Annotated in this window: 16 protein-coding genes; 4 read left to right on the forward strand and 12 right to left on the reverse strand. The window is 51.7% G+C overall.

Going from position 1 to position 20,578, the window contains the following annotated elements; all coding sequences use genetic code 11:
• Positions 1 to 59: 59 nt before the first annotated feature.
• From ACYVBJ_RS22440 to ACYVBJ_RS22490, 11 genes are all read right to left on the reverse strand, one after another.
• Entirely contained in the window at positions 60 to 1,334 is a 1,275-nt protein-coding gene (locus ACYVBJ_RS22440; protein ID WP_460984536.1) for an McrC family protein, read from the reverse strand.
• Between the two features lie 27 nt (positions 1,335 to 1,361).
• The gene (locus ACYVBJ_RS22445; protein ID WP_460984537.1) at positions 1,362 to 4,772 is read right to left on the reverse strand and encodes a VCBS repeat-containing protein; all 3,411 of its coding nucleotides are present in this window, start codon (positions 4,770 to 4,772) and stop codon (positions 1,362 to 1,364) included.
• A gap of 161 nt (positions 4,773 to 4,933) precedes the next feature.
• On the reverse strand, positions 4,934 to 5,653 hold the full coding sequence (locus ACYVBJ_RS22450; protein ID WP_460984538.1) for a hypothetical protein: 720 nt from the start codon (positions 5,651 to 5,653) through the stop codon (positions 4,934 to 4,936).
• Positions 5,654 to 5,743: 90 nt separating this feature from the next.
• Complete coding sequence (locus tag ACYVBJ_RS22455; RefSeq protein ID WP_460984539.1) at positions 5,744 to 7,606, reverse strand: RagB/SusD family nutrient uptake outer membrane protein; 1,863 nt, start codon at positions 7,604 to 7,606, stop codon at positions 5,744 to 5,746.
• Positions 7,607 to 7,619: 13 nt separating this feature from the next.
• The gene (locus ACYVBJ_RS22460) at positions 7,620 to 10,844 is read right to left on the reverse strand and encodes a SusC/RagA family TonB-linked outer membrane protein (protein WP_460984540.1); all 3,225 of its coding nucleotides are present in this window, start codon (positions 10,842 to 10,844) and stop codon (positions 7,620 to 7,622) included.
• Positions 10,845 to 11,015: 171 nt separating this feature from the next.
• Entirely contained in the window at positions 11,016 to 13,124 is a 2,109-nt protein-coding gene (gene recG / locus ACYVBJ_RS22465) for an ATP-dependent DNA helicase RecG (protein WP_460984541.1), read from the reverse strand.
• 92 nt (positions 13,125 to 13,216) lie between these two features.
• Positions 13,217 to 14,644 (reverse strand): DUF5723 family protein, encoded by a 1,428-nt coding sequence (locus ACYVBJ_RS22470; RefSeq protein WP_460984542.1) that lies wholly within the window; start codon positions 14,642 to 14,644, stop codon positions 13,217 to 13,219.
• Positions 14,645 to 14,816: 172 nt separating this feature from the next.
• The gene (locus ACYVBJ_RS22475; RefSeq protein WP_460984543.1) at positions 14,817 to 15,419 is read right to left on the reverse strand and encodes a NifU family protein; all 603 of its coding nucleotides are present in this window, start codon (positions 15,417 to 15,419) and stop codon (positions 14,817 to 14,819) included.
• A gap of 132 nt (positions 15,420 to 15,551) precedes the next feature.
• Entirely contained in the window at positions 15,552 to 15,857 is a 306-nt protein-coding gene (gene rpmA / locus ACYVBJ_RS22480) for a 50S ribosomal protein L27 (protein WP_460984544.1), read from the reverse strand.
• 90 nt (positions 15,858 to 15,947) lie between these two features.
• Positions 15,948 to 16,265, reverse strand: coding sequence for a 50S ribosomal protein L21 (gene rplU / locus ACYVBJ_RS22485; protein WP_460975565.1), 318 nt, complete (start codon positions 16,263 to 16,265; stop codon positions 15,948 to 15,950).
• A gap of 92 nt (positions 16,266 to 16,357) precedes the next feature.
• Positions 16,358 to 16,807, reverse strand: a complete 450-nt coding sequence (locus ACYVBJ_RS22490) for a PaaI family thioesterase (RefSeq protein ID WP_460984545.1) — start codon at positions 16,805 to 16,807, stop codon at positions 16,358 to 16,360.
• Positions 16,808 to 16,937: 130 nt separating this feature from the next.
• Here ACYVBJ_RS22490 and ACYVBJ_RS22495 point away from each other — a divergent pair, with 130 nt between their 5' ends.
• From ACYVBJ_RS22495 to ACYVBJ_RS22510, 4 genes are all read left to right on the forward strand, one after another.
• Positions 16,938 to 17,699, forward strand: coding sequence for a phosphosulfolactate synthase (locus ACYVBJ_RS22495; protein ID WP_460984546.1), 762 nt, complete (start codon positions 16,938 to 16,940; stop codon positions 17,697 to 17,699).
• Between the two features lie 88 nt (positions 17,700 to 17,787).
• A complete protein-coding gene (locus ACYVBJ_RS22500; protein ID WP_460984547.1) occupies positions 17,788 to 18,429 on the forward strand; it encodes a DedA family protein in 642 nt (213 codons plus the stop codon).
• Positions 18,430 to 18,511: 82 nt separating this feature from the next.
• On the forward strand, positions 18,512 to 19,258 hold the full coding sequence (locus ACYVBJ_RS22505; protein WP_460984548.1) for a shikimate dehydrogenase family protein: 747 nt from the start codon (positions 18,512 to 18,514) through the stop codon (positions 19,256 to 19,258).
• Positions 19,259 to 19,287: 29 nt separating this feature from the next.
• Entirely contained in the window at positions 19,288 to 19,572 is a 285-nt protein-coding gene (locus ACYVBJ_RS22510) for a putative quinol monooxygenase (RefSeq protein WP_460984549.1), read from the forward strand.
• A gap of 84 nt (positions 19,573 to 19,656) precedes the next feature.
• Here the strand turns inward: ACYVBJ_RS22510 and ACYVBJ_RS22515 are convergent, their stop codons facing one another.
• On the reverse strand, positions 19,657 to 20,433 hold the full coding sequence (locus tag ACYVBJ_RS22515) for a glycoside hydrolase family 25 protein (protein WP_460984550.1): 777 nt from the start codon (positions 20,431 to 20,433) through the stop codon (positions 19,657 to 19,659).
• Positions 20,434 to 20,578 lie beyond the last annotated feature (145 nt).

Below are 20,578 nucleotides of genomic sequence, written 5' to 3' on the forward strand. Positions count from 1 at the left end.
ACAGCGTTTTCGCGCTATCGTCCTGCGTCATTACCGCGTCATCTGCGTTATAACTATCATTAAAACGATAAAGCGTACGCGGCCAGCATTTCTACTTCTTTAGCTAACGGAGCGGCTATATCGAACGGCACTACGTGCAGACGGGTAGCGGGATCATACCCGAACACGGCCAGTGGTTCACGAAACGTTTCATTAGCCGGGTAGATTAGGAACAGCTCGTCAGCCTGGTATTTCTTGCCATAGGCATAAAGCTGGTATAAATCGGTCTGTTCGATACCATAATTCCCGATCCGGTCATCGCCTTTAATCTGCTTCCACTTGGTATCAAGCACAAACGTCCGGCTCGGCTGGCGAATGATAATGTCCGGGCGCAGCTTAAACTTAGGCAGACCAACATGCTCATCGACCAGGTGAGCCGACGACTCCTGCACGGCCACGGCACCCGCTTCGGGCCAATACGTTCGAATGCCATGCGTAACGTAGTCTTCAAATACCTGCCCGATCGGAAACAGTAAGGAGAGATCCGTGGTCGATCCAGTCCGAACCCCAAAGCCGTTTCCCGTCAGTAACGCTTCCGACCAGCGAATGGCCGGTTTGTAACGGTCAAACAGTCGGCTCATTCGCTGAACGCTTTTCAGATCAGCCGGAATGGATTCAGAGACGGGCACGTCGACCAACACTCCTAAAAGCTGATGAATCCGGCGCTGGTTTGCTCCACTTGTTGCTCGGTGCAGCACGAAATCCAGCGTTGTTTTCACCAGGCGATTAGGCGCTACGTCGGCCGTTAACGTATCGTACCGTATGGCCAGGCGCTCAGCATGGTATGTATTCTCACGCTGCTGACGAGCGGGCTGAAATTTGCCTTTCCAGCTAGTTCCGTTTCGTTCGGCCGACACATACGCCTGTTGCAGCCCCTGCCGGACCAACAGTTCTACGGTATCCAGAAACACGCTTACAAATACATCCCAGACGGGCAGCGACAAACCCTGGGTTCGGGCCGATCCGAGCGTCCGGAACGGGCTATGTCGCAGGTATTTCAGCATATTGAACAGAACAGACCGGCCCTCTACCCCGCCTGTTACTTTGGGCACAATTTCAAGTTGCGTGCCATCAGGCAGGGTTACTACGCCGACGTAATTACGTACCCGAACGTATTCGCGTCCTTTCTGCACAAAAAAAGTGAGCAGTGAATCAACCCCTTCGGTGTCGAAAGCCAGTTGCCGAAGCACCTTAAACGTAGTATCAGCCACAAACACTACGTCACCAGTCGGCTCCTCATATTCGCGGGCAACGCTAATTAAGCCGTATTCAGCTACTGTAATGTTCGTTGCCATACAACATGAACTATCTGGTAACTTAACTTAGGGTTTGGCGGATTGATACGCCCGAACAGGCTGTTGATTGATGCCAACGAGCAACGTGTTTCCAATGGGTAACACACTCCGTACGTCACCCGTCAGGCGAAAGCCCGAGCGAGCCGGGGGCACCGCTTCAAATCCTCCTCCAGCGGTACCATGCAGCAGAACGCCATTGTTTGCATCGGAACGGCCAAATCGTAACCGGGCCTGGGTAGTGTTCCCACACAAAAGCAGGTCTTTTCGACCATCGCGGTCGTAATCGAGGCTGGTTATGGTGTAAACCGGCGCTAGCTGGGCAGTCACTGGCAACGGTTTCGGTATTAGTTTACCCGCTTTCGTACTCGCAAAGTAAGTAGTCTGCAGCTGGTTGGCCGTTAGCGTACTGGCTTCGCGTAGTTCATCAGCGGTAAAGATGTCGGTCAACGTAGCGCTGGCATACGTATCGTAACTTGTAAAGCGGGAGCGCAGCATACCGACCTGGTCGAGCAGTTCGTCGCGGGTGGCGTGCGGGTAACTTTTGCCCTGTACGTATAAACACAGGACCGGATCAATTTTGCCGTTGTTATCGAAGTCTTTATATACCAGCTCGGCGGGCTGCTGATCACTGGCCCGGCACTGGGTGTTGAGACCATAATTGCCGACAATCAAGTCGGGGCGACCATCGCCGTTGAAGTCGTCGACCAGCAATTTGTTCCACCACCCCCTGCTCTCTTTATCGAAATACTGGCTTGTTTTGTTGACAAACTGACCGTTCTCGGTCGCAAATACGCTGACGGGCATCCATTCCCCCACTACGACCAGTTCAGGTTTCCGATCGCCATTCAGGTCTGTCCAGGCGGCATCGGTCACCATACCGATACGGGCCAAATCAGGTGCCAAACGCGTCGTCTGGTCCGTAAACTGCGGCTGGCCACCCTTACTGGTATTGATGAGTACATAGCTTTGCGGAGCTTCAGGATACCGGCCCGGCACAACCCGCCCACCCACGAATAAATCGGGGCGACCATCGCCGTTAACGTCAGCGACCCGCACGCAACTTTTGCTCGAACGCATAGCTGGCAGCGCAGTAGTGCTTCTGGTGAAATTTCCTTTGCCGTCGTTTAGGTACAATCGATCCTGCAAGCGGGGGTCATTGAGCTGAAAATCATTGTATCCGCCACTGCATACGTAGAGATCGACAAATCCATCGGCGTTGGCATCGAAAAAAACAGCATCAGCATCTTCACTCGCCTTATCGGCTTCGAAGGCAGGCTGCGTACGACGACTGAATGAGCCGGAGCCATTACGTCCACCGGCCTGTTGCAGAAACAAAACACCCGCTTGTCCATTACTGCCACCGGCATACACATCTTCAAGGCCATCGCCATTCACATCGGCCTTCGCCAGGCATGGTCCAGTGAATGATAAGGCATTTACCAGCAGCGGCTGTCGCTTAAAATCATTGATGGGCCGGGCCGGATACGATTGCTGGATAGGGGATTCCGTTTCCCGAAACAACGGAGACTCGGGTTGGAGCTGATGATACGTCTCTTTAGCTTCGGTTTGCCGCAACGTCAGCAGCTTGTCGCCCGTTACATTGGTCAGGAGTTGTTGCTTTCCCGTGGGCCAGATTACCCGTAAGGAATCAATACGGGGGTTAGTACCCAGGCCGAAATGCAAACGGAGCGCAACGCTGGACTGATAACCACGCGTCGGCATCTGTTCCACAAACTGCTGCTTGCCAGCCTGGTATACGATCACTTTAGCACCCACGCCCTGCGTGTTGGCCCCACTTCCGGCCAGCTGAACCGTCAGGTAATGGTGGTTACGTTGCTTGTTCGCTTCGTTTTGAAAGATGAATGCGGGTTGATTGGTGTTGTTTACGACCAGATCCAGATCACCGTCATTGTCTAAATCAGCATAGGCCGCTCCCGTGCTGTTCGACACCTGGGTTAAGCCCCAGGCGGCTCCGGCATTGGCAAACGTTACGTTTCCGGTCTGATCACCACCCTGGTTGCGAAACATATAGTTTGCTACGTTGGACGAAGGCATCTGATGCACCAGCTGTAACACATCCTCACGGGTGGGATTAGTCGGTCGGTTTTGCATGAAGTCGTTCATGTACTTCAGAAAATCCATATTCGTGTAGTCACGCACGTAGCCGTTTGTTACGTATAAATCTTTCCAGCCGTCATTGTCATAATCGGCAAACAAGGGTGCCCAGCTCCAGTCGGTATTCGAAATGCCCGCCAGTTGCCCAACTTCGCGGAACGAAAGATTGTTGGCTTCATCACCGTTGTTGAGCTGAAGCATGTTGCGCATGGTCTGGTGGTGGAAGCCCGATTCAACGGCAAGCGCGTATTTTTCGTAATTGTCCGGGGCCATGAGCAGCTTCTGCCGTCGGTTGTCTTCGGGCAGCATATCCAGCGTCAGGATATCCGGACGGGCGTCGTTGTTGACGTCAGCGAGAGCATTTCCCATCGAGAAGTTGGAGATATGTCCCAGCGAGGTTTTCAACGTATTTTTGAACGTACCGTTTTTCTGGTTGAGGTACAGGTAGTCCGGCACGCCATAATCATTCGATACGTATACATCCGGCCAGCCGTCGTTATTGAGGTCCGAAACCCCAACGCCCAGGCCGTATGTCAGTACCGAGCTACTCAGCCCGGCCTTTTCGGTAACGTCTTCGAAGCGCTTGCCCGTGTTCTTGAACAGCCGTACCCCAATTTCAGGATTAGCCTGCTTGAGCAGTGACGCGGTAGCCGTGGCCTCAAGCACTGGTAATAATCGGGGATTATGGTTTAGCTGAAACAGATCAAGATCACCATCGCGGTCGTAATCGAAAAAAGCGCCCTGCGTGCTCTGCATCGGCTTAGCTAAACCATACGCGGCCGTCTGGTCTGTAAAGTGCGGAACTCCCTGCGCATCGGGACCTTCATTAATAAACAGTTCAGGCAACCGTTTTTCCGGGCTTAAGCTGCCGGAATGACACACATAAATGTCGAGCCGACCATCGCCATTTACATCCGCCATGGTGACGCCGGTTTTCCAGGGACCTTCGCGACCAGCTACACCCGCTTTGTCTGTTACGTCCTCAAACCGCATGTTTTTCCGGTTCAGGTATAGCCGGTTCGGGGTCATATTCCCGGTGAAATACAGATCATCAAAGCCGTCCCCGTTCAGATCACCAACTGCCACACCACCCCCGTTGTAGAAGTATTCATACATCATGACGTTGGTGTTCAGCCCTTCGTCCAGGTTATTGGCAAACGTAACGCCGGTCTGGTCCGGAGAAAGTAGGGTAAACAGCGGTGGGCCACTGGTTTCGACCGTGGTGGTCTGCTCATTGGCAGCCTCTTTTTTCTGGCAACTCAAACCAAGCCAACAGGTTGTCAGCACTAACCAACCACACGCAGCCCGCGACGACAACTTCATATAAAACGGAAACGAAAAATGCACTACAGATAAAGTTTAAAATAGAGCCGGTTCAGCTACTGGGAATCCAGCGAAAAGTCGGCCGACTTTTGGTACACTAACCGGGACACGTAGTCGATTAAAATAGGCAAAACTTCCTCAAAGTTAAACCCTAAATAGCTTCACAATCCACTGCAATAGTGGAGCAATTTTTTCAGGTCAGCTTCCTCTCTAAAGTTGATGGCTTCGTTGTCGAGATACGCGGCCACCTGCTGACGATGTTTGTTGAATACTTTCAACAGGCTGGCTCTGTTAATGGGATAAGATCGGCCATTCGGGTCAATAATGAAATAAGTTTTGTCTTTGATCAACAAAAGATCGCCTTTTGCATCGAGTTTGGCAATTGAAGCATTGCCTGATACACTGAACTGATAGTTGGTGATGGCCGACACGCCAGACGACTGATCATACCCACCCCGTTTTTCATTTTTGACCGTTTTCACGCCTTGCTTCATTCCCAACCTGTAGCCGTTATCATCGGCAACAACCTCTATATATCCTTTTAACCGGTCGTAAACAAACAAATCCTGCTGTGCCATCGGGCCGTTGATCCCAATAAGCCGGACAACCGGGTCGTCCACCAAGGCCAGCGTGTCGCCGTTGGGATTGATAAACTGCATTTCACCCAGCAGAATATGATAGTTCAGCCGGGCAGCGGCCGCCGTTCCATTCTGGTAGATTACTTTTCCCTCGCGAAACTGGTCATAGCGGTATCGGTCGGCGAATGGGATCGCTTTGGCTCCTTCGGCCCCTCCTTTTATCCGAATTACCGGCGATGTCTGCGCCCAGCTGGTTACGTGGGCGATAATCCCGATGCCGATTAGCAGCAGTTTTGTTTTCATGACGAACGTCTGGCTATTCATAAAAAATTGGTGCCAGCATATCGCTACGCTGGCACCGGTTGAATCATAGAACGTCAGGCAGATAAACGGTTATTGGTAGCCTGGATTCTGCAACAGTTTACCGTTCCGGTTCATTTCGTCACGGTTGATCGGCCGGAAATACATTTTATCGTCCCAAGAACGATTTTCTTTTCCAGGATCGCCTTCTACAACCCGATACATATAATCGTAACTGGTTGGGTCATACCGATAGAGTGTTACCGTTTTGCCTGGTTTTAGCGTACCTGTAATCGTAATCCACTGTACCTTACGGCCCAGGGTGGCGGGGGCAATCATCCAGCGCCGGGCATCGTGATAGCGGTGTTCTTCGAAGGCCAGTTCAACCCGGCGCTCGTTCCGGTACCGCTGCCGCAGTGCATCACCCGTTTCCGTCAGGGCAGGCATACCCGCGCGGAAGCGAATTTTATTTAGCCAGGTAACGGCTTCGGCATCCTGGCCCAGTTCGATGCAGGCCTCGGCATAGTTTAACACAGCCTCGGTGTACCGCAGGAATGGCCAGGGAATCTGCTGCCAAGTATTCTGGTCGACAATAGCCGGGCTGGGGTCAACAAACTTCCGCATATAATAACCCGTGTAGCTGCCATTCCAGTCTTCCACGGAACTTTTACGGGTATCGAGCCCAGCTATGGACACTTTGTTACCACCGCTGATTACCTCATACTGGCCAGTCTGAATCTGATTGGCGGGGTCTTTGGCCGCTACGTCGGCAGTACGGGGCTTCCAGGGCGCACCGTCATACAGAATCGATGCGTAAAAACGCGGGTCCCGGTTCGTGTAAGGGGTGGAAGCATGGGCTGGGTTAGACCAGCTGAACTTGGTTCCGTCCATCATTTCGTAGTCGTCGACCATCTGCTGAATCGGCGTATTTCCGGCCCAGTTATGATAGCCGTTCGGGCCGTTGAACAGCCCTTGACGACCGCCGTCTTCCTGCTTGATGTTCGAGAACAGCCGCGAGAAAAGGATGTCTTTTTCTCCACCATTCCGGGCTAGCGCAACGTTCATGTAGTTAGCCGTTCCTTCTTCTTTCGTGGCCGGAGCGGCCAGATTCAGTTGTGAACCGTAGGCGGTCAGATCCAGTACAGCTTTGGCCGCGTCTTTGGCTTTCTGCCAGCGGTCAGTCCGGCTTCCACTTACATAGCCCAGTAATTCGGGCCTGGAAAAGGCAGCATGAGCACTCGACTTAGTCTTGGCCGTTGCCGCGTCGTACAAATCACTGGCGGCATAGATCAGGATACGGGACTTCAGGGCGCGGGCGGCTGCCTCATTGGCCCGACCCAGCGCCATTGTTTTACCCTTGAGCAGCGTAGCCGCTTCGTCGGCATCTTTCACGATAAAGTTGATACACTCCTCCATCGTGTTGCGGGGAACGGTGTAATCAGCCGCACCAAGTCCGTAGGTCTTATCCACAATCGGTACGCCACCGTAATACCGAACCAACTGGTGGTAATAATAAGCGCGCAAAAACTTGGCTTCGCCGGTCAGCCGCTCCACGATGTTGTTTGCATTGGTGAACCCAGGCTTGGCCAGGTTCTCCAGAGCCAGGTTACAGGCCCGAATCCGCAGGTACATGGCATTCCACTCATGCGGATTGTTGGCCCACCCCTGATCGGCGGCATTAGCCCGGCCTTCCGTAATAGTGGTTATGTTACGGCCAGGGTGCGTAAACTGCGCTTCGTCGGTGGTCGATGCGAGTTGTTCCTCCCGGAAGCCACCTAACTCTAAGCCGGCATAAATGCCCGTCACGAAGGCTTCGGCGAGCGAAGCATCCGACCACACAGCCGTGCCGGAGACCTGGTCCAGCGGTTGCGTATTGACAAAATTATCGTTACAGCCCGTCACGGTCATAGCACCGAGAAGCAAGGCTAAACTTATGGTTTTAACGTTACGTATCATATTGACTTGCTGATTAGAAGCGTAGCGATGCACCGAAGTTCATAACACGGGCTTGTGGGTAATATTGCCCAGTCGAGTTTGACGATTCGGGATCGAACGAACCTAGTTTATTAATAATGTTGAACAGGTTCAGCCCGTTCGCATACACCCGCAGGTTGTTAAGGCCTACCTTCCGGCCAATAGCCTCGGGAATGGTATACCCCAGTTCGAAGTTCTTCAACCGAATGTAATCTGCCGAACGCAGCCAGTACGTGTTTCCATTTGAGTAATACTGATCGCTCCGGTTGGCAATCCGCGGGTGAACACTACTTGGATTCTCAACCGTCCAGCGATCGGTATAAAACTCACTCAGAAAGTTACCGATGTTACCCGATTCGCCCAGGCTGATGTACTGACGAGCCCCAGCCGATCCCTGAAACAGGATGGTCAAATCAAAGTTTTTGTACGAAGCGGTAATGTTCATACCGCCCTGAAACAAGGGTAGGTTCGTGCGTTCGAGCCGATACCGGTCGTCGGGGGTAATTTTTCCGTCGCCGTTGTAATCTTTGTATTTCATGTCGCCCGGGCGGATCGTTTTCACAATGGACGTATAATCGATCCTGTTGGCATCAATCTCGGCCTGATCTTTAAATACCCCGTCGTACTCATACACCAGGTATGAATCGAGCGCACGGCCCGTCGTCCGTTGCCACTCGGGTGCACCGGGGGCCTCGTCCCAGAATAAAATTTTGTTCTGTGCGTAGCCGCCGTTTACACTGACCGAATACTTCAGAGCTCCGGATTGACCGTTGTAGCCGACGAGCAGGTCAAAGCCCCGGTTTCGTAGTTTTCCGATATTTTCGGGCGGTAAGGTCAGGCCCGTTGAGCGGGGGATCGACGCGTTACGGGGATACAGGATGGACGTCCGCAGGTTATTGAAGTAATCGAACTCGAAGTTGATCTTACCGTTGAACAACTGTCCTTCCAGACCAATATTGGCATTGTTGGCCACCTCCCACGTAATGGTCGGGTTCGGAATCCGGGCTTCTGACAGAGTAGTCCGCGGTGCGTTGTCAACAATCCAGGTATTGAACCCGTAGGTAGCCAGGTACTGATAAGTGGCAAATTGTGGTGGATCAGTGTTTGGAATGTAAATCTGATCGTTACCCAGCTGCCCCCACGAACCCCGCAGTTTCAGGTAGTTAACCGCTGGCACTGAGTTCTTCCAGAAATTTTCCTCTGATATAACCCAGCCGGCCAGAAAACCGGGGAAGAACCCATAGCGGGTTGCTTCGGGGAAAATATCGGAGCCGTCGTAGCGCCACAGAAACTCGGCCAGATACTTCTCTTTGTAGTTGTAGGCTACCCGGCCGAAGTAGTTGATACGCGCCCGGTTATAAGCACCACCCGTTGCGTTTTTTTCGAGATCTCCCCCCGCAAATAACTGATCGATTGAGGGGGAAATAAAGAAGCGCCGAAAAGCCTCGACGTTATCCCCTGAGATGGTCTCCCGGTTTACCCCGGCCAGGAATGTCAGCCCGTGGTCGCCAATTTTCCGCTCATAGGTAGCCAGGCCACCCAGCAGAATATTTAACTGCGTTTCACCGTATACGTTCAGGCGAGGTTCAGCCGGACCGCGTACGCTGGCTGTCAGGTTCGGGATGCCGTTGGCATCGGTACCTGTTCCGCGTTCGTAGAGAGTCCAGGGCGTCTGCCAGAGCCGACGGTTACGCAGGCGTTTGTCAACAGCTGCTGTACCGCTGATCTTAAGTCCTTCAATGCCGGGTATCTTGAAATCGACCTGACCGTTCGACTGGAAGTAATCCTGCCGGTCGCGGTCGTAGCCCGTTGCATTGGTCGTGATAACTACCGGGTTTTCACCATTTTCAATATCGGGGCCGGGACGACCGTCGGGCCAGAAAGCCGGTTGATTTGGCTTACCCCGCATCTGCATCCGGAAAATAGCACCGGCACCACGCGTCGGGTAAAAACGGAACTCTTCACGAGCCAGTAAACCAACAGATAAGTGAATATACTTGTTGATATTGGCGTCCAGGTTCACCCGCGCATCGTACTGTTTGTAGCCTGTTGCTGAATTTTTGTAGTACGCATCCTGGTTCTGATATCCTAACGAGGCCAGATACTTGAAATCTTCAGTTCCGCCGGTTAGCTGCAGATTATGCTGCTGCTGCGGAGACCAGGTTTTAAGCGTCGAGCCGTACCAGTCGGTATTGGGATGACCCCACGGATCAGAGCCATCGTTATATTTGGTAATATCCTCTGGTGTGTAAGGTGCTTTGCGTACTGAACCGTCTGGACGGGTATAGTTACCCGAAGTCTTATATGCCTGCGTAGCCGCTGACCACTCACTGACGGGTAACCCATAGATGTCCAGGTCATTAAGCATTTGAGCATACTGGCCCGCATTGGCCAGCTTCGGGACAACCGTTGGCTGCGAAAACCCTTGATTAAATGAGTAAGAAAGTTGGGGTTTCCCCGTTTTTCCACGCTTGGTCGTAATCAGGATAACGCCGTTGGCCGCCCGCGACCCGTAAATAGCCGCTGATGCATCTTTCAGCACGGAGATATTCTCAATATCATTCGGGTTGATCCGATCCAGGCCACCCGCCCGCGCCGGAATACCATCCACTACAACCAAGGCATTGTTGTTACCAATGGTATTGGTACCCCGAATCCGGATGGCAGATCCGTCGGCGCCAGGTTCACCACTCCGGTTTACGGCAATTACGCCGGGTAGGCGGCCCGCCAGCGAGTTCGACAAGTTGGTTGTTGGCGATTTGACCAGGTCAGCGCCTTTAACGGCAACAACCGAACCCGTAATCGTTTCTTTCTTCTGCACGCCATACCCCACCACCACGACTTCGTTGAGCATTTTGTTGTCCGAAGCTAATGTGAGATTGAGGGTGCTTCGACCATTCACGGCAACTTCCTGGGTGACATACCCAATGTACGAGAATACGAGCGTCTGGTTATTCGCCGGTACGTTGAGCGAGAACCGACCCTCAACATCCGTTACGGACCCGGTCGTGGTGCCTTTCACAACGACACTAACGCCGGGTAAACCTTGCCCCTGTTCATCGGTAACCTTCCCGGTTAGCCTGGATTGGGCTAGTACACTTAGTGAACAGCACAAGCCAAGCAGCACGGCCAGTACATTGACCCGGACCCAGTTCACCCGGCGCGGGATGGTCCCTTCCCGAATTGAGCAAGCCGCTTGTTTAGTAGATTGATTTTTCATGGGCTTTAACCAAGATTTAACGTGTATTAATCTTAGGTTAAAGCCGGTTGAGTAGTTGTTTTTACTTACTCTTTTTTACCAGATGCTTACTCTATTTTAATTAATGTTATAAATTAAACGGTATATACTTCGATTCTTGTAAAACCGGTCACACATCATTTGCAGGAATTACTACGAGATACGTCCCCAGTTGTTTTCCGACTTTTTAATGTTATCTACGTGATTGCGGATGGGTGCGTGCTGAGGCAGTATCAACTCAGGGTCCTGCAAGAGAATGGTTTGCGCTGATTCGCGGGCAGCTGTCAGAATAGGCCCGTCTTTGGCCAGGTCGGCAATCATTAAATCCATAACCCCGCTTTGCTGGGTACCGGTCAGGTCGCCGGGTCCCCGAAGTTGAAGGTCGACATCGGCAATTTCGAAGCCGTTATTCGTACGACACATCGTTTCGAGCCGGGTGCGCGTATCACTGCTTAGTTTATAGCCCGTCATCATAACACAATACGACTGTTCGGCCCCCCGCCCTACCCGACCGCGCAGCTGGTGCAGTTGAGAAAGGCCAAAACGCTCCGCACTTTCGATGACCATGACACTGGCATTCGGTACGTTCACCCCAACCTCGATAACCGTCGTTGCTACCAGAATCTGCGTTTCGCGGTTGATGAACCGCTTCATCTCGTCATCTTTTTCGTACGGCAGCATCTTCCCGTGCAGAATCCCAATCTCGTACCTGGGCCGCGGGAAAGCGCGCTGCATGCTCTCGAAGCCATCCATCAGGTCTTTGTAATCCAGCTTTTCGGACTCTTCGATGAGCGGATACACAACGTACACCTGACGGCCAAGCTCAATCTGCTGCCGCATAAACCCGAATACCTCCGAGCGATGCTTGTCGTACTTATGAACGGTTTTGATTGGCTTACGTCCTTTGGGCAACTCATCAATCACCGATACGTCCAGATTTCCATAGAGCGTCATGGCAAGCGTCCTGGGAATGGGCGTAGCCGTCATAACCAAAATATGAGGTGGTACGGTCTCGTTCTTGCGCCAGAGTTTAGCCCGCTGCGCTACACCAAACCGATGCTGTTCGTCGATGATAGACAGGCCAAGATTCTTGTACTGCACGGCGTCTTCCAGCAAGGCATGGGTGCCGACGAGAATATGCATCTTTCCGGATTGCAGCTCTTCGTGCAGAACGACCCGACGTTTTTTGTTGGTTGAGCCCGTTAAAATACCCAGGTTCAGGCCCATAGCCTCAGCAAACGGCTTTAACCCATTGTAATGCTGATCGGCCAGAATTTCGGTGGGGGCCATGATACAGGCCTGCGCCCCATTGCCAATGGCCATCAGACAGGCAATAAACGCCACTATGGTTTTGCCACTTCCTACGTCACCCTGCAGCAACCGATTCATCTGCTTGCCCGTCAGAAAATCGGCGTAGATTTCTTTAATGACGCGCTGCTGCGCGCCCGTCAGTTCAAAAGGAAGCAGTTCACTATAAAAGTGCTTCATCAGCGACGTATCGCGGAAGATCTGGCCGGGAAACTCTTCTTTCTGAATCAGCTTGTTTTTGATCAGCCGCAACTGGTTGTAAAACAGTTCTTCGAACTTCAGCCGACGTTGCGCCTGCTTCAGCCAGGCCTGATCCTGCGGCAGGTGGATGTTCCACATGGCTTCCCGCTTGCCGATAAGCCGGTATTGCTGGATCAGTGACTCGGGTAAGGTTTCGCGAATATGCGGCCAGGATTGCTCGAGCAGCCCACGCATCACTTTTCCGATCGCCTTACTATCCAGGTGGCGCTTACGAAGCTTATCGGTCAGGTTATAAACCGGAAAAAAACCCGGCTCATGCTCCGAAGCCGTCACGGCATTGTCCAGTTCAGGATGGACAATGCTGAACTGACCGTTAAAGGATTGCGGCTTTCCGTAGGCAACGTACTCTCCATCGCGACGGAGCGTCTTTTCAATATACGTAATGCCCTGGAACCAGACCAGACTAATGGATCCGGTTCCATCGGTGAACGTAGCGACGAGTCGCTTCTTGGGCCCTTCGCCTTCCATAGACCAGTCACGGAGCCGCCCTCGTACCTGGGCCGACGGCATGGAATCCATCAGTTCACTGATCGTGTAGTAACGCGACCGGTCGTCGTAGCGAAACGGATAATATTGGATCAGGTCGCCGTAGGTAAACAGATTCAGCTCTTTATTGAGCAGCTCCGTCCGCTGCGGGCCTAGACCCTTCAGGTAAAGAAGTGGTGTATCGAAAAAAGTCGTTCGTTCGGTCATAACTGACCCAGTAAATCTCGGTTTACGGCTGGGATTTGACCCGGTCTGAATCGACCAAATTTACGGATTTTCGCCGAAAACAAAAGCCCGCATTACTCGTCATCGTCGGCTCGGCTAATGCCGAACGCAATACCCGCGTATACGTCTAAACCTCGCGGCTGAATACCATTTGAGCTGTTTCCGACGAGACCCAGAAAATTGTCAGTGCCGAGCCAGGCGGGGCCAACCCGTAGCGACGCCCCCGCCGTAAAGCCCCGGTTCAGGTAGGCAATTGGCACGGCGATGCTTAACCATCGGGCATCGTAACGGGGAGTAACCGCAAAAATGGTCGGCTGATGAATGGCCGTAGCCTGTATGGACCGGGCGTCCTGCAAATACGTTACGTTAATGCCCACCCCATCCGGCATCTGATAGTCAAGAGACAGATTGATCGAGGTAGGTAAACCGGCCCGGAACGTAGTGCGATCTGGATTCCGCCCTGTGTTCAGCTTTTCCTGAATCACGCGGGTAACCTCAATGCTACCACTGACATTGTTGAAGTCGCTGCTTCCGAACCGCACAGGATTTTGACCAATATCGGTGTAATTATACTGCTCCCCTTTATAAGTTAACCCGCCCAGATCCGTCACTGCGGCCCCGATCCGCAAGGCGGGGCTGTCGGAGTCGTACTGACTGACGTACGTAAAGCCAAGGTCGAACCCAATTCCCACGCCGGGCGCGGCCGTGCTGAGAAGGGATTTAAGATTCAGCGACCGATTTTGCAGAAAGGTTGTGTAGCCCAGCGTAGCGTTCAGTTGATTGACCTCTAGGAAAGCCGTGTTCGGATTGCTCGGGTCCGTAGCAATGCGGTAGTTCAGGCCCCGGTTGATAAAGTGCTGTGCATTGTAGCCGAGCAACCCTTTCACCGTAGCACCGACTAACAGCTGTTGCCCATCCCCTTCCCAAACGGTACCGGCATACGTCAGGCCTAACTCCGCATACGTATTGGTATTGGCACTGAGCTGATTGTCGTTACTCGGAATGCTGTATAGAGCGCCATCGTTCAAACCCGCCCGAAACGCAGACAGCAGCGATTCTGACGCGCCCATGACCTGTCCAACAGCCCTAAACCGGCTTGTTATCGCAAAGGCACCCCGTGCGCCGGTACGCATCAGAAGAGCCGGTCCCCGTACCTCGCCAGCCAGGGTTCCATTTTTAGGTCTCCCATCGAGCGTTTCGCGGGTGTAGCCCACCGCAAAATTCAACGAACCGTCCTGGCTTTTATACTGATCGGGTACCGTACCTGTAATCAGGCTTAACAGCGAAAAGGGGGCCTGGTAGCGGAGAAAGTTGTTGTTGGCGTGAATATTGCCGACAAATACGTTGAAATAAACGTTGCTCGGCGAATCGGCAGCTAATGAAGGGTTAATGTATAATCGATTGGTTCCGCCGTAACGACTCGTTGACAGGCCTAATAAATTCTGGCCAAAACTGGCCGTTGTCATCAGCAATAGTGACCCCAGCAACAGCGAATACTTCATGAATGGTAGATTAGTTGGTAAATTCTCGTGTAAAGTAAACGTCTATTCGCGCTGCCTGTTGACCTGATTTGTGCTTTATTGAGTAAGTGGAAAATAAACAGGCCGCCCTCAGTCGGTTGTAAACGCTTTTTCGAGCATGTACAACCAACTGAGGGCGGCCTGTTTATAGCAACTAAACGCCTTCGGCTTCGACCAGTTTAACCTCTGGTACCAGGCGAGTCAGTAGGTTTTCAATACCCGCTTTCAGTGTCAGCGTCGATGAGGGGCATCCGCTGCATGAGCCCTGCAAGAGCACTTTCACCGTACCGCTTGGCTCATCGAAGGAGTGAAAGTTTATGGCCCCTCCATCCGATTCAACGGCTGGCCGTACGTACTGATCCAGCACCGCCTTGATTTTTTGTACCGTTTCCGAATCTATCTCCAGTTTGGTGGTATTGGCATCCATCGTCCGCTGCGCAAACACCGGCTTCTGCTCACTGAAATATTCTTTTAAGAACAATTTCACCTCGAACAGGACCTCATCCCAATCCGTCTCGTCGTCTTTGGTGACGGTTACGAAATTAGCGGATATGAACACGCGACGCACGAACTCAAACCCAAATAAAGCCACCGCCAATGGAGAAGACTTGCCATCCAGCAGGGCATCGCCCGGCGTGGCATAATCGAATGAAAGCCCGGACGGAACCAGCTCAAAATTAACAACGAACTTCATGGAGTTCGGGTTGGGGCTTCCTTCCGTGAATATAGATACTGGGCGACCTAACGTCTGATTCATTTTCGTATGCGGTTTATCGTTTCCGGTTCGTGGTTATGCGTTTAACAGCATCCCCCTTTTTTTAGTTTTTAACCACAAAAAAACCCGCCGGGTATTCGCCAGACGGGTTCATATAAAGCTTCTGCGCTTCGACTACGCTTCGACAGGTGCCGCAGCTACGGGTGCCACCTCAACGGCAGACGGACCAGCGGGAATGATGTCGACGTACGAACGGCTATCGCGGCCGGGACGGAACTTCACGACGCCATCAACCAGGGCAAATAACGTATAGTCTTTACCCAGACCAACGTTTTTGCCAGGGTGATGCTTCGTACCACGCTGACGAATAATAATGTTGCCGGCAATGGCCGACTGACCGCCGAACAGTTTCACACCCAGGCGTTTGCTGTGTGAATCGCGGCCGTTTTTGGAACTACCTACACCTTTCTTGTGTGCCATTTTTTTAGGAGTTAGGAGCCAGGAGATGGAAGTTACTATGTATCCGCTTCTGCGGAGCATTCTCATCTCTCACCGCTCGCTTCTGACTACTTATAAAGTGATATCTTCGATCAAAACTTTGGTCAAATACTGGCGGTGACCATTCTTCTTTTTATAGCCTTTCCGACGTTTCTTTTTGAAGACGATTACTTTTTCGCCTTTCAGGTGTTCAACGATTTTGGCGGCTACTGTCGCTCCGGCGACGGTTGGGGCACCAACGGTAATGCTCCCTTCGTTGTCAACAAGGAGAACTTTCACCTTGTCGGAGGCAAGTGCAGCGTCCACATCGCCCTCTAACCGGTGGGTATAGATAGAACGACCTTTCTGGATCTTGAATTGCTGCCCTGCGATCTCTACGATTGCGTACATGATTTGTGTATAAAATTGAAAATGAGGGTGCAAAATTACGAATACATCAATTAATAATCAATAGCCCATCCGTAATAACTGGTCATTTGTCTTTAAAAAGGAAGCTTGACTGATGTCTGAACCAGGTTTGTTGCGCACTTGGCAATTAACTTCCCATCGGCAGCCACGATACGTCCTTCGCAATGAATAATGTTTTTACCCGCTCTGATCACCTCCGCCGTTGCCATCACGACCTCACCCATGCGGGCTGCATGCAAAAAGTCCACCGCGATGTTCACGGACGTAAAGGCGTGCTCTCGGCCAAGTGTGAAGACCATTGCCCCGATCAGGTCGTCTAATATACCGGCTGCCGCCCCGCCGTGTAACACCCCCGCCGGATTGGTCATGTCCTCACGAATCGTAAAATCAGCCACTAATCGACCGATCTCAACCGACCGAAGCGTCCCATTAAGCCACCGGCCGAATGGCGAAATGCTCGTGCTCATGTCCTGACCGACCAGCGACTGAAAGAGATTAAGGCGATGATTTAATGAATTGTCCATTAGAAGCAAAAATAGCATTAAACTAAGTCCAAAGCCCATCTACCGCTTTTATTTGTGTACTTTCTTGGGAGGTTTTCGGGACTTATGCTACTTTTGGGCGATTTTAAACTCGCCTATTCAATCATTTGTAATGAATTATACGCTTACGCAGCTTCCTGAACGCACTACCAAGCCCCGCCAAAGTGGCATAACCATGGTAATGGACAAAGGGCTGAGCCTACGCGAAGTAGAGGATTTTTTGTCTACGTCTGCCGATTACGCCGACATTATCAAACTAGGCTGGGCAACTTCATTCGTTACGCCTAATCTAAAAGAGAAGCTTGCGATCTACCGCTCGGCGGGCGTGCCGGTTTATTTTGGCGGTACCCTGTTCGAAGCCTTTGTGGTACGCAATCAATTCGACGACTACCGGAAGCTGCTGGATAAATATGGCATGGAATACGCGGAAGTGTCCGATGGTTCTATTGACATGAACCAGGATGACAAATGCGAATACATCCGGCAACTAACCTCGCAGGTAACCGTCTTATCGGAGGTAGGCTCGAAAGATGAGGCCAAGATCATTCCGCCCTACAAATGGATTCAACTCATGAAAGCAGAGCTGCAGGCTGGAGCCTGGAAAGTGATCGGCGAAGCCCGCGAGGGGGGTACGGTCGGTTTGTTCCGGTCGAGTGGTGAAGTTCGCCAGGGGCTGGTCGAAGAAATTCTGACCCAGATTCCGTTCGAAAGTATCCTTTGGGAAGCTCCCCAGAAAGAACAGCAAGTCTGGTTTGTTAAACTGCTGGGCGCAAATGTCAACGTCGGCAACATTGCCCCTCACGAAGTTATCCCCCTAGAAACCATCCGATTAGGACTTCGTGGAGATACATTTACCCACTTTTTAGATAAGTAATCAGAAAGCAGCAGCGAGAAGTAGGCATACGCCCATTCGTGAACGCGCCAGCCCTTCTCGCTTCTGACTCCTTGCTCACAATCAACACATGGACATAATCAAATCGTTGCTTGATTTTCTGCTTCATCTTGATCGCTACCTCGATCTATGGGCTAACGAATACGGTGTTTTGCTGTACGCCATCCTGTTTTTGATTGTATTTACCGAAACGGGGCTGATTGTGATGCCGCTGTTACCCGGCGATTCACTCTTGTTCGCGGCTGGGGCACTGGCCGCCCGGGATACCAATGAATTAAGCGTCTGGGTAATTATTCCGCTCTTGATAACGGCTGCTTTACTAGGCGATAACGTAAACTACTTCGTCGGAAAATTTCTGGGAAATCGCATAAAAATGCAGGAACGTATTCTGTTTTTTAAGCGGGAGTATATTTCTGAAACCGAGAAGTTCTACGCCAAATATGGTGGTCAAACGGTGATTATGGCTCGTTTTATCCCGATTGTACGTACCATCGCTCCCTTTGTAGCCGGAGCGGGGAGTATGAGTTATGGTACGTACATCAAGTTCTGCATCATAGGTGCCATATTGTGGGTAACTGGTATTTCGCTGCTGGGTTACTTCTTTGGCAACATCGAATTCGTTCAGAAAAACTTTGAGTTAGTTGTTTTTGGCATTATTGGCTTGTCTGTACTTCCCATCATCATCGGTGCAATCCGGAAACGGATGAGCTAACTTACCTCAGCAAAGGTTTTTAGGATGGGGCGTCGACCACAGGGGTTGGCTCCCCATTTTTGCATCGTCAATTCAGTCTACCATGATACGTTACGGCCTTATCGGTTATCCGCTTACCCACTCGTTTTCTCAGCGCTACTTTACCGAAAAATTCAGTCGCGAAGGTATTGCCGATCGTCGCTACGATTTGTTCGAGATGCCCGACGTAACGGCGTTACCGGCCTTACTGCAAACGCCTGATCTGCGCGGGTTGAACGTAACGATTCCGCATAAACAGGCGGTGTTGCCTTACCTCGACCGCTTGGATGCATCCGCTGAAAAAGTAGGGGCCGTGAACGTTATCAAGCTCGCTGCCGACGGCTCCCGAATTGGCTATAACTCCGATTACTACGGCTTTCGCAGCACGTTGGAAGATTGTCTGAAAACGGCCAAACGCAATAAGGAACTGCAGGCCCTGGTTCTGGGAACGGGGGGAGCGTCAAAGGCTGTAGTGGCTGCGCTGATCGACATGGGGATACACTACCAGTACGTGTCCCGGACTAAAACCAGCAAAACCAGTACGTACGAGGAAGTACCGGATTTATTGCCTACCCACCACTTAATCATCAACTGTTCACCCGTGGGCACGTATCCGAACGTACAGGAAGCGCCCAACCTCCCTTACGATCAACTTACCGACCGTCATATACTCTACGACCTGGTGTATAACCCTGCCGAAACCCGATTTATGCAGCTTGGCAAAGCGCAGGGTGCGCTAGTTCTGAATGGCTATCAGATGCTCGTTCTGCAAGCCGAGAAAGCCTGGGAGATCTGGCAAGACAAAGCGTGATTTACTGTAATTCACTAAACCCAACCAATATGCCTTTATTAGTTTTCGCTACGATCACGGCCAGACCAGGTGCCGAAACCAATCTGAGGGAAGGATTGCTCGAACTCATCCAGCAGGTGCGCACCGAAAAAGCCTGCCAGCTTTACGAGCTTTACGAAAGCCTCGAACATCCCGAACGTTTTATCATGCACGAACGATGGGACGACCAGGCCGGTCTGGATGCGCACAACCAAATGCCGCACATGAGCGCGTTCGGCGAGAAAGCAAAAGATTGGTTCGCGAAGCCAGTCGAATTGGCCAAAATGACTATTTGAACAGTTAATCATTTGCTATCACTGACCCGTTGGTTGTAGCCTATTTTTTTATTATGAGACAACCAATGGCCCAGTGACAATGAACTACTGAAGACAGATTTCCTGCATCCGGTTTTCGTCCAGCACAAAGACGTTGAAATCGACCTGACCACGAATACCCTGCACCCACCCGTTCTGGTTGTGCTGCCACAGGTATAGTTTGTCGGGGTCGTAATTGCGCAAATGCTTGGTCGAGTAATCTGCGATCCAGAGCGGGTACGCATCCAGGTTGCCTTTGATGTATCGGCGGTAGAGATTTCCGTTGGTGTAGATGATGGGTTGAATCCCGTAGTGTTCCTCAACGGTTTGTAGCCAAAGCCGAAGTCCGTTAATGATCGTCTCGTCCGACTGATTATTTACCACTTCAAAATCAACCACGGGCGCAAAGTCGCCAGCGGTCAGATCAACATGGTCGATGAAATTGGCGGCTTGTTTAATAGGGTCACGGGTAGGGTGAAAAAAATGATAGGCACCCCGACGCAGGTTCGTTTTTTTTGCCTCCCGCCAGTTCTTCTTAAAATGCTTGTCGGCCAGCGTAGCGCCTTCGGTGGCCTTGATGAATACGAACTGTAAGCGTACCCCTTCGGCTTCCATCTGCCGTACCCGTTCCCAGTTGATTCGATCGTTATGGCGCGATACGTCTATACCGTGAATTCCGTAGCGCATAGGCAAGCGAATGCCGAAGGCCTTGACAAAACGCCAGTCCATATCGCTCTGGCGGTACGAACGAAAAATTAAAATGCCTGCCAGTAACACCAGAGCCGCTGCGATCCATAGCCCATACCGTCGAAAAATGATGTTTACCAGAACGCGTAACTTCATGTAAGCGTATTGATTTTAGGCCCTAAATTAGGGCTTTTCCAGCTCTTTACGGGTACGAGCGGCCAGAAGATCCACCATAAGAAAGCCGCTACCGGAATGGGCAGCGGCTCTTTATTCAGGTACGCAGGCGGCTGGAGTCGCCAGT

Source organism: Spirosoma fluminis (assembly GCF_054778895.1).

Excerpts from the sequence above, each read along its gene's own strand:
- ACYVBJ_RS22440 (WP_460984536.1), bottom strand. The coding sequence starts at position 1,334 with ATGGCAACGAACATTACAGTAGCTGAATACGGCTTAATTAGCGTTGCC.
- ACYVBJ_RS22445 (WP_460984537.1), bottom strand. The coding sequence starts at position 4,772 with ATGAAGTTGTCGTCGCGGGCTGCGTGTGGTTGGTTAGTGCTGACAACC.
- ACYVBJ_RS22450 (WP_460984538.1), bottom strand. The coding sequence starts at position 5,653 with ATGAAAACAAAACTGCTGCTAATCGGCATCGGGATTATCGCCCACGTA.
- ACYVBJ_RS22455 (WP_460984539.1), bottom strand. The coding sequence starts at position 7,606 with ATGATACGTAACGTTAAAACCATAAGTTTAGCCTTGCTTCTCGGTGCT.
- ACYVBJ_RS22460 (WP_460984540.1), bottom strand. The coding sequence starts at position 10,844 with ATGAAAAATCAATCTACTAAACAAGCGGCTTGCTCAATTCGGGAAGGG.
- recG (WP_460984541.1), bottom strand. The coding sequence starts at position 13,124 with ATGACCGAACGAACGACTTTTTTCGATACACCACTTCTTTACCTGAAG.
- ACYVBJ_RS22470 (WP_460984542.1), bottom strand. The coding sequence starts at position 14,644 with ATGAAGTATTCGCTGTTGCTGGGGTCACTATTGCTGATGACAACGGCC.
- ACYVBJ_RS22475 (WP_460984543.1), bottom strand. The coding sequence starts at position 15,419 with ATGAATCAGACGTTAGGTCGCCCAGTATCTATATTCACGGAAGGAAGC.
- rpmA (WP_460984544.1), bottom strand. The coding sequence starts at position 15,857 with ATGGCACACAAGAAAGGTGTAGGTAGTTCCAAAAACGGCCGCGATTCA.
- rplU (WP_460975565.1), bottom strand. The coding sequence starts at position 16,265 with ATGTACGCAATCGTAGAGATCGCAGGGCAGCAATTCAAGATCCAGAAA.
- ACYVBJ_RS22490 (WP_460984545.1), bottom strand. The coding sequence starts at position 16,807 with ATGGACAATTCATTAAATCATCGCCTTAATCTCTTTCAGTCGCTGGTC.
- ACYVBJ_RS22495 (WP_460984546.1), top strand. The coding sequence starts at position 16,938 with ATGAATTATACGCTTACGCAGCTTCCTGAACGCACTACCAAGCCCCGC.
- ACYVBJ_RS22500 (WP_460984547.1), top strand. The coding sequence starts at position 17,788 with ATGGACATAATCAAATCGTTGCTTGATTTTCTGCTTCATCTTGATCGC.
- ACYVBJ_RS22505 (WP_460984548.1), top strand. The coding sequence starts at position 18,512 with ATGATACGTTACGGCCTTATCGGTTATCCGCTTACCCACTCGTTTTCT.
- ACYVBJ_RS22510 (WP_460984549.1), top strand. The coding sequence starts at position 19,288 with ATGCCTTTATTAGTTTTCGCTACGATCACGGCCAGACCAGGTGCCGAA.
- ACYVBJ_RS22515 (WP_460984550.1), bottom strand. The coding sequence starts at position 20,433 with ATGAAGTTACGCGTTCTGGTAAACATCATTTTTCGACGGTATGGGCTA.